Genomic DNA, 12,838 nt, shown 5'->3' with positions numbered 1-12,838 from the left:
GATGTGCGTGAAGGACAGTTCGGCGAGCAGCCGCGAGAGCGAACGGACGCTGACGCTCACCTGGAAGCGCTTCTCCAGGACATGCCGCAGGTCGATGCGCCGCCAACGGACGACGCCGTCGACCGCCTGATCGGGTCCGGTCTCGACGAGGTCGGCCAGTGCCCGCATCTGCTCCTCCGTCAGAAGGCGGGGCCGGCCCGCGCCCTTGCGGTTCCTCAGACCCTCCGGCCCGCCTTCGTTGAAGCGGTGCGACCAGTCGCGCAGCGTCTGACGATCCATGCCGCCGATCGCAGCCGCTTCCTCGCGGCTCTTCCCGGCGTAGACCGCCGCCAGTGCCAGAAGACGCCGGACCTGGCGCGGATCGCTACAGCGCTTGGCGAGCGCCCGAAGCCCGCCGACATCGTAATCGTCCCGAAGCTGCACGCTCGAAGCCATGGCGAGTCCTCCCTCGCCACTCTTCAATCAAATCCCGACACCGAGGGGAATCCCCTCGCGAGTCAGACGATTCGGCCGTTGGTATAACGGCATCGTCGAGCACTTCATCCGAACCGCGCTCAGGGAATGCCCGTCCGCCAAGGCCCATTTCAAGGCAGAGCAGCGCGCACTGGAGATGGCCGCAGGCCAGTCGTCCCTGCGCGACAACGACAACGGGCGGCAGGGCGATCGTCGAGGCTGTCGGTCCACCCCTGGGCGGTGCAAGGGGTTCGTGCGCGGAAGGACCTCGTTCGCGTGCGGCTTTTCTGCTTCAGAACGCGATGAGCAGCGGGCAGCGGCGAGCGTCCAGCGCCGCCGAGTGTGGCCCGAGGTGAGTGGAAAGCCGATCGTGTCGACAGGCGACAATGGTCGATGCCGACAGTTCACCCCGTGCTTTCAGCTGCTCCAGACTGTCGAGGGGAGGCAGGGGCGTGGTCCAGTCGAGGCGGCGGTCCCGCTCGGGGACCTCTGTCGGCGTTTCCGAGACCGGGTGCAAGGGCAGCCCAAGCAGGTTCGATATCGACGTCGCCACTGCGATCAGATGCCGCCCCGTGTCGGACGCGTCGTCGGCCATGGTCAGGACGAGCCTCGGCTCCGCGGTCGAGCGCAGCAGGAGGAGTGCGGGAAGGCCGGTACCGCCGAGCCTTTCCGCAACGCCTGCCAGGCGCTCGAGGCCGAACGATGGCAGCGTCAGCACCACGATGTCCGCCTCTCCAGCAGCGTGCAGCAGAGCGTCAGAGACGCTGCCGCGCACGACGCGCAGCGCGCAGGGCGCTCCCGAAGCGTCGGTCAGCGCCGAGACCGCCCGTTGCGCACCGAGACGCTGCGACCGGTACATCGCTTCGATCGTCGTCACGTCGAGCGGGGCGGCGGTGCCGCCGTGGCGGTGGACGTGCCTGACGACGGTGAGACTGGCGAGATGGAGGACGGCGGTATCCTCGATGAAGAGAGCCTCGACCGTCGCGCGGCTCCGCTCCGCCATGCGCGCGACCGAGCGCAGCGCCACGGCGCATTCCGGCGAATCGTCGACGACGACCAGGATCCGCCTCAACGACCAGGGTGCAGCCATCAGGCCTTCTCCTCATCCCCCCTCGGTCCCGCCGCACCGTTCGAGCCGAAGCGCCGGGCGGCCTCGGCGAACCCATCCAGGCGCGTCTCCACGAGACCGTTGACACTCTCAGGCGGGAATCGGCCGTCTTCCCGGATCCCTGCGGGCCGGCCGAGCATGAGTGCCACCGCCTCGTCGACGGATTCCACGGGATAGATGTGAAAGCGGCCCTCTTCCCGAGTCGCAACCACGTCGCGGCGAAGCATCAGGTTCACGACGTTCGAGGCGGGAATGAGGACGCCGTTTCCTTCGGCGAAGCCCCGCCGCGCGCACACGTCGAAGAATCCCTCGATCTTCTCGTTCACGCCGCCGATGGGCTGGACGGCGCCGTGCTGGTTGACGGAGCCCGTGATGCCGAGTTCCTGACGTATCGGCACGCCGGAAAGGGCCGACAAGAGCGCGATCAATTCGGCCAGGGAAGCGCTGTCCCCTTCGACCCCGCCGTAGGACTGCTCGAAGACGAGGCTGGCGGAGAGCGTGAGCGGCTTGTCGGGGAGAAATCTCTCGGCCAGGAAGCCGGAGAGGATCATGACGCCCTTGGTGTGGATGGGACCACCGAGCTTGGCCTCGCGCTCGATGTCCAGGACGCCGCCCCGTCCCATGCGGACCCGCGCGGTAATGCGCACCGGATGGCCAAAAGCCATCTGGCCGATCTGGCTGACCGACAGGCCGTTGATCTGGCCGACCCTGGCGCCCTCGGTGTCGACGAGAAGAGATCTGCGAGCGATCGCCTCCTGGATGCGGTCGCGGAGCCGGGCTTGCCGGCGAACCTGCCCCTCCACCGCCGCGATGACGTCAGTCGCCTCGACGGCGGCGGCTTCACCGGCGAGAAAATCCGCCTCGCGCAGCACGTCGGCCACTCCCCGCATGTGTGCCGACACCTTCTCGGCATCGCCGGCCATCTGCGAGGCATGGTCGATCGCTTCCATGACCGCTTCCCGCGTGAACGGCTTCAGGCCTTCGCGGCGGCCGATCGTCGCGATCAGCCGCGCGTAGAGCATCGCGGACTCGTCGGTCCGCTCCAGTTCGTCTTCGAAATCGGCGGCGATCTTGAACAGCTCCGGGAATTCCGGATCGTAGGCCGTGAGCAGGTAGTAGAGATGCCGCTCCCCGACCAGCAGCACCTTAACGTCGAGCGGTATGGCCTCCGGTTCCAGCGAGACCGTGGAGATGAGGCTGAGCGCCTGCGCGAGCGACTCGATCGCGATCTCGCGGGCGCGGAGCGCCCGCTTCAGCTGGTCGTAGGCGAGCGGCTGCATCAGCAGCTTGGCGGCATCGACCACCAGATAGCCGCCGTTTGCGCGATGCAGCGCCCCGCCCTTGATCAGTAGGAAGTCGGTCGCAAGAGCACCGAACTGCGACATGTGCTCGATGCGGCCAATCAGATTCGCGTGTGCCGGATTGTCCTCGTAGATCACCGGAGCGCCGGAGCATCCGCCATTGTCGACCAGGACGTTGACGCGGTAGCGCCGCAGGGCGGGAGACTCCAACAGCGAGCCGTCGACGGTGAGCTGTGCGCCCGGCGGGAACGGCTGCGGCATTCCCGGCGGACGCATCAGCTCTTCCGCGTTCTCGACGATGTCGGCCTCCATCGCATCGAGATGGGCGGCGACATCGGGCAGGTCGGCATGGCTCCGGCGCAGTTCGGCGATGGTATGGCCGACCGCGTAGCGGATCGTCTCCTGCTGGAGTTCGCGTACCTTCTGGCGGTGCTCCCGCTCCCAGCGCGGAAACTCCTCGAGCGCCGCCTGCAGCCGCTTCTGCAGCACCTCGATCGTCTGCCGGATGCGCTCCTGCTCCGCCTGCGGGATCTGGCGAAAGTCCTCCGGGGAGATCACCTCGCCCCGGCGCGCGGGCGCGAAGGCGAAGCCCATCGGGGTGCGGATCAGGGCGACCCCCTTCCCTTCCGCTTCGGCCTGCACCGCGCCGAGAGCCTGCTCCTGGCGATCCTTCAGGGCCGCTTCCAGGGCCTGAAGGCGCCCGCGGAACTCATCGCTCTCGAAAGCGGCGGGGATGCTGGCGCGAAGCTCGGCGATGAACCGGTCCAGATCCGCTCTCAGTCCGGCGCCCCGCCCACTGGGCAGCCGGAGGAAGCGGGGTCGGTAGGCGTCCTTGAAATTGTGGACGTAGCACCAGTCGGGCGGCGGGCGCTCTCTCTCGGCGGTTCGCGAGAGAAAGCGCCGGACGGCGGTGTGCTTGCCCGTTCCCGCCGGCCCCAGCACGAACAGGTTGTAGCCGGGCCGGCGGATTCCGATCCCGAGGCGGATCGCCTCGAGCGCCCGTTCCTGACCGATGATGTCGTCGATCTCTTCGAGTTCGGCCGTGGTTTCGAATCGCAGGCTGCCGGGGCTCGTCCGCCGCCGCATCTGCCCCGCATCGAGGGGCGAAGGCTTCGTCATTCTCACCTGCGCTGCTACCCGTCCCGAAGCACGCACCGCGAACGATGGCGTGAGAACTCTATCTCGTATTCCTCAAGCGGTGTAGGTGCATCCGGACCTCGATTGCGCCGGGCCCGGATCCGCGGGAGGATCACTCTGCGGCGGAGATGATCCACGCGGAATGCGGGCATCAGGCCGCGGCGATGCCATGGACGAGGACCAGCGCCATCAGGCCCGGGGCCACGATGCGCATCACCCAGAGCCAGACTTGGCCCAGCCGTTCGCTTCGAAAGATTCCCTGCACCGCCTGCTCGAGGCGAGACCACCTCCAGCCGACGTAGAGCGCGGTCAGAATCGCGCTCACCGGCAGCACGATGTCGGAAACGGCGAAATCCACCATGTCGAGGACGTGGCGTCCCCCCGGTCGCAAGCAGTCGAGCACGCCGTAGCCGAGCGCCGAGGGAATGCCCAGCAGAGCGGCGAGGCCGCCGGCGGCCGCGGTCGCGGTCCAGCGGCGCATGCCCAGGCGGTGCGCCGCGCAGGCGACCCCGACCTCGAGCAGCGAAACCGCGGAGGTCAGGGCGGCACCGAGCAGCAGCGCGAAGAAGATGGGCGCGATGACTTTGCCTGCTGGCATCGCGAGAAAGATCTGGGGCAGCGTCACGAAGACGAGGTGGGGTCCGGCTGCGGGGTCGAAGCCGAACGAGAAGACCGCTGGAAAGATCGCCAGCCCCGCCAGCACGGCGATCAAGGTGTCGCCGATGGCGATCACAGCCGCCGACCGGGGCAATCCGTGCGTCGATGCGAGATAGCTGCCGTAGGTGATGTAGATGCCCATCCCGATGCCGAGCGAGAAGAATGCCTGGCCCAGCGCAGCGAGATAGACGCCGGGCGAGAGCAGCGCGGACCAGTCCGGCGCGAACAGGAAGCGCAGTCCTGCTCCGGCTCCCGGCAAGAACATGGAGAAAAGCGCCATCGACAGCACGAGCAGAGCGAGAAGCGGCATGATCAGCCGGTTCAATCGCTCTATTCCCCGCTGAACGCCGGCGACGACCACGACCATGCCGAGGCTGATGACGGCGAGGTGCCAAGCCACCGGCTCGGCCGGGTTCGCGATCAGCCGCGCGAAATAGCGGCCGTGCCCTTCCGCCGCGGCGGTCCAGAGCGTCCCTGTCAGCGAGCCGGCCAGGTATTTGGCGACCCAGCCGGCAATCACCGCGTAGTAGGATAGGATCAGTACCGAGGCGCCGGTGGCGAGGAAGCCCACCAGACGCCAGCCCGCGCCTCCGCCGTCACCGGGTTCGAACGCCGCCGTCGCATCGCCTTGCGCGCGGCGCCCGAGCGCCAGCTCGGCGATGACGAGCGGGATGCCGACGATCAGCACGAAGGCGAAGTAGACGAGAAGGAACGCACCTCCGCCGTTCTCGCCTGCGACATAGGCGAACCGCCAGATGTTGCCGACCCCGACGGCCGAGCCCAAGGCGGCGAGGATGAAGCCGGTCCGGGAGCGCCATTGCTCACGTGCCAAGGTCAGGCTCTCCGCCCCCGCTCGCGGATGATCTCCGACAGCGCGTTCAGGAACGCCTCGACGTCCGCCGCCTCGCTGTAACATCCGAGACTGGCCCGCGTGACGCTCGCGACGCCCAGCGCGGACATGGCCGGCTGGGCGCAGAGGTGACCGCTGCGCACTGCCACGCCGCGCCGATCCAACTCGCGACAGAGCGTCTCGTCGCAGATCCCCTCGGCGGTGAAGCTGACCACGCCCTGCCGGAGCACGAGAGTCCTTGGGCCGATCGGGCGGACGCCCGGCAGGCGGTCGAGCCCGTCGAGAAGCGCCTCCGTCAGTTCCGCCTCACGCTCGCGCTGAACCGACCAGTCGAGCCCAAGCATCCAGTCGAGTGCAGCGCCGAGCCCGATCGCCTGAGCGATGGGCGGCGTCCCCGCCTCGAAGCGCTGCGGGGGCGGCAGAAACGTGGCGTTCTCCAGCGTGACGTTCTCGATCATCTGCCCGCCCGACATGAAGGGCTCCAGGCCGGCGAGCACCTCGCGCCGTGCCCAGAGAACCCCGATCCCGGTCGGACCGTACGCCTTGTGGCCGGAGAATGCATAGAGATCCACGCCCAGTGCCGGGATATCCACCGGACCATGCGGCACCCGCTGCGCCCCGTCCACCAGCACCAACGCGCCGACGGCGCGAGCCGCAGATACGATCGGCGCGAGCTGTGTCACGGCGCCGGTCACGTTCGAACAGTGCGTCACGGCTACCAGGCGGCAACGCGGTGTCACCAAGTCGCCGAGGAACGACAGATCGAGGCGACCCTTGGGCGTTGCCGGAATGAAGCGGAGGACGAGGCCGCGCTCCTGTGCGAGACGCTGCCAGGGCACGATGTTGCTGTGGTGCTCCAGGACGGACAGGACAATTTCGTCGCCCGGGACGAACAGCCGGCCGAGCGTGAAGCAGGCCAGGTTGATCGCGCCCGTCGCTCCGTACGAGAAAACGATCTCGTCGTTTGCACAAACCCCCAGGAACCGTGCGACGGATCCGCGCGCGGCCTCGTATTGGTCGAAGGCACGCTGAGCGAGACGGTGGCCGCCGTCATGGACGTTGCCGCGGCCGCTCGTTTCGAACCCGACGAGCCGGTCCAGCACGCGATCCGGCATCTGCGCCGTGGCGGCAGTGTCGAGGTAGACGACCCCACCGTCCCGGAGCGACGGGAACTGGCCTTTGATGCTCGCAAGCTCCTTGCTCATGGGCTTCCCTCTCGCGAGCGTTGGGCCTAACGCCCCTCCGTCTGCCGGGACCAGCGGACGCGCAGGAAATAGCGGTCGTCTTCGTAGTGGTAGTCGAGATCGCCCTGGTAGGCGTGGTGCAGGGCTTCGCCGATGCGACGCGGGAGGTGGATGTCCGTCGTCGTGATCTCCACTCCGTCCGCCCGTTCCCGGACGGCCATGATCCGATGCAGCGGATGTTCCCGCTGTTCGAGGTCACCCTGGTGGCGAGCCAGACGAACGATCTCGTCCTTGTGCACAGTCAGGAACGAGCCTTCGAGTTCGACGATGCCTGCGGGATAATCGTCGTGGATACGCCGGCACGCGGGGCACAAATTGCTTGCCGCCTGCGCGGGCGCCGCACCCCATTGCCACCGGCCGTGGTGGAAGGCGGCGCTGCACTCCGCGCACACGGCGGGCTCGTGCGGTTTCTGCCTCTGCTGGTAGGGGTCGTGGACATGGTCCTCCTGCGCCCGGCCGGCGATGCGCCGCCCCGGAGGCTGCCCCGCGGGCCCCGTGTTCTGCCGCTTCATGTCTGTTCCCCGGTCCCGAGTGCGCTTGTTGCGGGCGACAAAGAAAAGAACTGGGCGGCGGCCTCAGCGGCGCACTGCGTCCGGTAGAAGGCCCCCGCTTCATCGCCTATCGCAATAAAGATACGCCACACTCCCGCCGCGGGGATTGACCTGCGTCAAGTCTGCGTCGTCCCGACAGATTGATATTCATCAATGCGGAATGCCGCAGGTTACTGACGATGCATGTCAAGCTGGTCTCACCAAGCGGAGCATTGGGAAAGGGCGCGACGATGCAAACGCAGGCTTCCGGCGGCTCGCTCCGAACGATCGAGAAGCCGCGCCACGGCCGGGGAGCCTCCCCGAACATGGCCGACTACGAGACGACACGGGCGCGGTTCGACTGGGACGCGGCGCGGCAGCAGCTGATCACCGGACTTCCTCGAGCGGGAGGGCTGAACATCGCCCACGAGGCGGTTACCCGGCACGCGGCCGGCGCCCTCGGCGGCAAGGTCGCGCTGCGCTTCATAGGTCGGGACTTCGGCGCGTCGGACGTCACCTTCGGCGCACTTGATCGTGCGAGCAGCCGCTTCGCAAACCTGCTGAAGCGGCTCTCGCTGGCGGAGGGCGACCGGGTCTTCGCTCTTTGCGGCCGGATGCCGGAGCTGTACACGGCGGCGGTCGGCACCCTGAAGGCCGGGTGCGTCTTCTCACCCCTGTTCTCCGCCTTCGGCCCCGACCCCGTCCACGCCCGGATGGCGATCGGTGCGGGCAGAGCCCTCGTCACCACGGCGGCGCTCTATCGGCGCAAGGTGCTCCCGATCCGGGACCGTCTGCCCGACCTCCTCCACGTCCTGGTCGTCCGGGAAGACCAGGAGGCGCTGCCGGAAGGGACGCAGGACCTGCGGGTTCTGCTTTCGGAGGAATCGGACCGGTTCGAGATCCCAGCGACCCGCCCCGACCAGATGGCGCTGCTCCACTTCACCAGCGGCACGACCGGCAAGCCGAAGGGCGCCATACACGTGCACGAGGCGGTCGTGGCACATGCGGTCACCGGAGAACTGGCGCTCGACCTGCACCCGGACGACATTTTCTGGTGCACCGCCGACCCGGGCTGGGTCACCGGAACGTCCTACGGCATCATTTCGCCGCTGGTTAACGGCGTGACCAGCATCGTCGACGAGGCGGAGTTCGACGCCGAACGGTGGTACCGCATCCTCCAGGATCAGAAGGTAACCGTCTGGTACACCGCGCCGACCGCCATCCGCATGCTGATGAAGCTGGGAGACGAGATACCGCGGAGGTACGACCTCGGGCGACTCCGCTTCATTGCGAGCGTCGGCGAGCCGCTAAATCCAGAGGCGGTGGTCTGGGGGCACGAGACCTTCGGCATTCCCTTCCACGACAATTGGTGGCAGACCGAAACGGGCGGCATCATGATCGCCAACTATGCGTCGATGGCGGTGAAGCCGGGCTCGATGGGCCGGCCGCTGCCGGGGATCGACGCCGCCATCGTCCGCCGCCGCGACGACGGCACGATCGCCCCGATCCCGGAACCCGACAGGGAAGGAGAACTCGCCCTGCGACCCGGCTGGCCGTCGATGTTTCGCGGCTACCTCAACGAGGAGGAGCGTTACCGGAACTGCTTCGCCGACGGATGGTACCTGACGGGCGACCTCGCGAAGCAGGACGGTGATGGGTATTTCTGGTTCGTCGGCCGCGCAGACGACGTGATCAAATCGGCGGGCCACCTGATCGGCCCGTTCGAGGTCGAGAGCGTGCTGCTCGAGCATCCGGCTGTCGCGGAAGCGGCGGTGATCGGCGTGCCGGAGCCGACGGCCGGCGAGATCGTGAAGGCCTTCGTCGCGTTGAAGACCGGCTTTGAGCCGACGGAGCCGCTGCGGCGCGAGCTGCTGGGCCACGCGCGCAAGCGGCTGGGCCCAGCAGTGGCGCCGCGCGAGATCGACTTCCGGGACAACCTGCCGAAAACGCGCAGCGGCAAGATCATGCGTCGGTTGCTGAAGGCGCGCCAGCTCGGCCTCCCGGAAGGCGATATTTCAACGCTGGAGAGCGACGAGCGATGAGGGACAGCCTGACCAAGCCGCGGCTCAGCCGCGAGCACACGCACGAACTCCTCCGGCAGATGATCCGGATCCGCCGCTTCGAGGCGAAGTGCGCCGAGCTTTACAGCGCCGAGAAGATCCGGGGTTTCCTCCACCTTTACGACGGAGAGGAGGCGATCGCCGTGGGCGTGATGAAGTCGCTGCGGCCAGAGGATGCGGTCGTCGCGACCTACCGCGAGCACGGGCATGCGCTGGCGCGCGGCGTCGCGATGGGACCGGTGATGGCCGAGATGTTCGGCAAGATGACTGGCTGCAGCCGCGGGCGCGGCGGCTCGATGCACCTGTTCGATGCAGCGAGCCGCTTCTACGGCGGCAACGCGATCGTCGGCGGCGGACTGCCGCTGGCGACGGGTCTCGCCCTTGCCGACCGAATGAGCGGCCGGGAGCGCGTGACCGCCTGCTTCTTCGGGGAAGGTGCCGTCGCGGAGGGCGAGTTTCACGAGTCGATGAACTTGGCTGCCCTGTGGAAGCTGCCGGTCCTGTTCATCTGCGAGAACAATCTCTACGCGATGGGGACGGCGCTCGACCGATCGGAAGCGGAGACCGACATTCACAAGAAGGCCGGCGTCTACGGCATGCCGGCCGAGGTGGTCGACGGCATGGACGTCGTCGCCGTCGAGGCGGCGGCCTCCCGCGCGGTCACCGCCATCCAGCGATACGACGGCCCGCGTTTCCTGGAATGCCGCACCTACCGCTTTCGTCCCCACTCGATGTTCGATGCGCAGCTGTATCGCAGCAAAGAAGAGGTCGAAGCCTGGCGCCGACACGACCCGCTCGAGCGCTTCACCGATTGGCTTCGGGGGAGCGGTCTGCTGCACGACGAAGAGTTGGCCACGATCGGAATCGCCGTGGCGAAGGAGGTGGAGGAAGCGGTCGCATTCGCCGAACGAGGGGAATGGGAGCCGGTCGAACATCTGACGCGGTACGTCTACATGGACGAGGTGCCGGCATGAGACCCTCTGAGCCGCAGGCCCACCCCGCGACGATCACCTACCGTGAAGCAATCAGGGAGGGCATCCGCGACGCACTCAGGCGCGACCGGCGGACCTTCCTGATGGGCGAGGACGTCGGGCGGTACGGCGGCTGCTATGCCGTCAGCAAAGGCCTGCTCGACGAGTTCGGCGCGGAACGCGTCCGCGACACGCCGCTTTCGGAGGCTGCCTTCGTCGGTGCCGGAATCGGCGCCGCATTGGGCGGCATGCGCCCGATCGTCGAGGTGATGACGGTCAATTTCAGCCTGCTCGCCCTCGACCAGATCGTGAACAATGCGGCAACCATCCCGCACATGTCGGGCGGCCAGTTCGCGGTGCCGCTCGTCATCCGCATGGCCACGGGGGCGGGCCGACAGCTCGCCGCGCAGCACTCCCACAGTTTCGAGGGCTGGTACGCACACATCCCGGGCATCAAGATCCTGGCGCCGGCGACGGTCGAGGACGCGCGGCACATGCTCTGGCCGGCCCTGCAGGATCCGAATCCTGTGCTTATCTTCGAGCATGTGCAACTCTACAATGCCGAGGATGGCGCGCCGGAGCCGCACGGCGAGGTCGACATCACGAACGCCAGAGTGCGGCGGACGGGGAAAGACGTCACGCTGATCGCCTATGGCGGCGGCCTCTCGAAGACGCTCGCGGCCGCGGAGCTCCTCGCCCGCGACGGTATCGACGCGGAAGTCGTCGACCTCCGCGTGCTGCGGCCGCTGGACACCCAAACGATCCTCCGGTCGGTGGCGAAGACGCACCGGGTCGTGATCGTCGACGAAGCGTGGAAGAGCGGCAGCCTTTCCGCCGAGATCTGCACCCGCATTGTCGAGGGCGCCTTCTACGAACTGGACGCACCAGTCGCCCGCGTGTGTGGTGCAGAGGTGCCGATCCCCTATCCCAAACACCTCGAAGATGCGAGCCTGCCGCAGCCGAATGCGATCAGACAGGCGGCTCTGGCGCTGGCGCAGCCCGGATGAGCGAGTTCCGGATGCCGTCGCTCGGCGCCGACATGGAAGCGGGTACGCTGGTCGAATGGCTGAAGCGGCCCGGGGACCCGGTGCGGCATGGCGACATCGTCGCCGTCGTCGAGACGCAGAAGGGCGCAATCGAGATCGAAGTCTTCGAGGACGGTGTCATCGACCACCTGGCCGTCGCGCCCGGCGAAACCGTCCCGGTCGGCGCCATCCTCGCCGTCGTGCGCGGCGAGGGCGAACCCGCGCCGGCCCCATCCGCGCCGGCCCCATCCGCGCCGGCCCCATCCGCTCCGGCCCCGCCCGCCGCACCCGTCGCTCCGTCGACCAAGGTTCCGGCCATCAAAGCTCGGGCCATCAAAGCTCGGGCAGCCGAGCCGATGCCGGGCGCCGTTCCGCGGCCGTCCCCTCGGGTCGGCGAGCGGGTCGCGATCTCGCCTTTGGCGCGCTGCCGGGCTGCGGAACTCGGGGTGGACCCGGGCCGGATCGCGGGAAACGGACCCGGCGGTGCCGTACGCCTCGCCGACATCGAGGCCGCTGCCGCACGCGGCGCCGCGCCCACTGCGGCCGAGACCCCGGCGCCCGAGTCCCGGCCGCGCCGCCGCGGCTTCGATCCGGCCGCGATGCGGCAGGCGATCGCGGCGGCGATGACGAAGTCGAACCGGGAGATCCCGCACTACTATCTCGCGACGACGATCGACATGGCGCCGGCGACCGCATGGCTGGCCGAGGCGAATGCGCGGCGCCCGGTGAACGAGCGGCTCCTCATGGGGGCACTACTCCTTAAGTCCGCGGCTCTCGCGCTCCGCGACTTTCCCGAGTTCAACGGCTTCTGGATCGACGACGGTTTCAGGCCCGGTAGAGGCGTGCACGTCGGCTGGGCGATCTCGCTGCGCGGCGGCGGCCTGATGGCGCCCGCCATCCACGATGCCGACGCCATGAGCCTAGACGAGATCATGCAGGCGCTGCGGGACGTCGTCGGCCGGGCCCGCTCCGGTGGCATCCGAGGCTCGGAGATGACCGATGCCACCATCACCGTGACCAGCCTCGGCGAGCGCGGCGTGGAAACGATCTACGGCGTGATCTACCCGCCGCAGGTGGCGCTCGTCGGGTTCGGCCGGGTGTTCGAGACGCCGTCTCTCTCGGACGGCACTCTGAAGATGCGCCCGATGCTGAACGCCACCCTCGCCGCCGATCATCGGGCGAGCGACGGCCACAGCGGCGCGCTCTTCCTCGCCGCCATCAGAGACCGCCTGCAGCAGCCGGGGGAGCTATGACCGAGAAAGAGCTCGAACAAATCGTCCTCGAAGCGCTGAGCGGCGTGGCTCCGGAGCTCGATACGGCGGAGGTCGGGCCGCGCACCGATCTGCGCAACGACCTCGACCTGGATTCGATGGACTTCCTGAACTTCGTGATCGGCCTCAGCCAGAGGCTGCAGGTGGACATCCCCGAGGCCGACTATCCCAAGCTGCGGACACTCAGCGAGTGTGTCGCCTATCTCCAGGGAAAGGGAGTAGGCTGATCGC

Annotated in this window: 11 protein-coding genes; 5 read left to right on the top strand and 6 right to left on the bottom strand. The window is 68.1% G+C overall.

What is annotated here, in order from left to right; translation table 11 throughout:
* The 6 genes from ABIE65_RS23510 to ABIE65_RS23485 form a co-directional block, all read right to left on the bottom strand.
* The coding region (locus ABIE65_RS23510) for a helix-turn-helix domain-containing protein (RefSeq protein ID WP_354081174.1) at positions 1-435 on the bottom strand (435 nt) is incomplete at its 3' end.
* 310 nt (positions 436-745) lie between these two features.
* Positions 746-1,543, bottom strand: a complete 798-nt coding sequence (locus ABIE65_RS23505; protein WP_354081172.1) for a universal stress protein — start codon at positions 1,541-1,543, stop codon at positions 746-748.
* Positions 1,543-3,981: a Lon protease family protein gene (locus ABIE65_RS23500; RefSeq protein WP_354081170.1), complete on the bottom strand. Its 2,439-nt coding sequence runs from the start codon at positions 3,979-3,981 to the stop codon at positions 1,543-1,545. Before ABIE65_RS23500 ends, ABIE65_RS23505 begins: the two co-directional genes overlap by 1 nt.
* A 169-nt stretch (positions 3,982-4,150) precedes the next feature.
* Positions 4,151-5,488, bottom strand: a complete 1,338-nt coding sequence (locus ABIE65_RS23495) for a sodium-dependent transporter (protein ID WP_354081169.1) — start codon at positions 5,486-5,488, stop codon at positions 4,151-4,153.
* Positions 5,489-5,490: 2 nt separating this feature from the next.
* Positions 5,491-6,711: an aminotransferase class V-fold PLP-dependent enzyme gene (locus ABIE65_RS23490; protein ID WP_354081168.1), complete on the bottom strand. Its 1,221-nt coding sequence runs from the start codon at positions 6,709-6,711 to the stop codon at positions 5,491-5,493.
* A 26-nt stretch (positions 6,712-6,737) separates the two neighbouring features.
* A complete protein-coding gene (locus tag ABIE65_RS23485; RefSeq protein WP_354081167.1) occupies positions 6,738-7,262 on the bottom strand; it encodes a BCAM0308 family protein in 525 nt (174 codons plus the stop codon).
* Between the two features lie 344 nt (positions 7,263-7,606).
* Between ABIE65_RS23485 and acsA the strand changes: the two genes are divergently transcribed.
* Genes acsA through ABIE65_RS23460 form a run of 5 tightly spaced genes read left to right on the top strand, consistent with a single transcriptional unit; the run spans position 7,607 to position 12,834 of the window.
* A complete protein-coding gene (gene acsA / locus ABIE65_RS23480) occupies positions 7,607-9,322 on the top strand; it encodes an acetate--CoA ligase (RefSeq protein ID WP_354081166.1) in 1,716 nt (571 codons plus the stop codon).
* Positions 9,319-10,314, top strand: a complete 996-nt coding sequence (gene pdhA, locus ABIE65_RS23475; protein WP_354081165.1) for a pyruvate dehydrogenase (acetyl-transferring) E1 component subunit alpha — start codon at positions 9,319-9,321, stop codon at positions 10,312-10,314. The genes acsA and pdhA overlap by 4 nt, the downstream gene beginning before the upstream one ends.
* Positions 10,311-11,318 carry an alpha-ketoacid dehydrogenase subunit beta gene (locus ABIE65_RS23470; protein ID WP_354081164.1) on the top strand — a complete coding sequence of 336 codons (1,008 nt, stop codon included), beginning with the start codon at positions 10,311-10,313 and terminating at the stop codon, positions 11,316-11,318. Before pdhA ends, ABIE65_RS23470 begins: the two co-directional genes overlap by 4 nt.
* A complete protein-coding gene (locus ABIE65_RS23465) occupies positions 11,315-12,589 on the top strand; it encodes a dihydrolipoamide acetyltransferase family protein (protein WP_354081162.1) in 1,275 nt (424 codons plus the stop codon). Before ABIE65_RS23470 ends, ABIE65_RS23465 begins: the two co-directional genes overlap by 4 nt.
* Positions 12,586-12,834, top strand: a complete 249-nt coding sequence (locus ABIE65_RS23460; protein ID WP_354081161.1) for an acyl carrier protein — start codon at positions 12,586-12,588, stop codon at positions 12,832-12,834. Before ABIE65_RS23465 ends, ABIE65_RS23460 begins: the two co-directional genes overlap by 4 nt.
* The last annotated feature ends 4 nt before the right edge of the window (positions 12,835-12,838 follow it).

The organism is Constrictibacter sp. MBR-5, from assembly GCF_040549485.1.
Taxonomy (GTDB): Bacteria; Pseudomonadota; Alphaproteobacteria; order JAJUGE01; family JAJUGE01; genus Constrictibacter.
The sequence above is the reverse complement of the archived record's forward strand: the minus strand, read 5'-3'. Positions and strand labels throughout refer to the sequence as shown.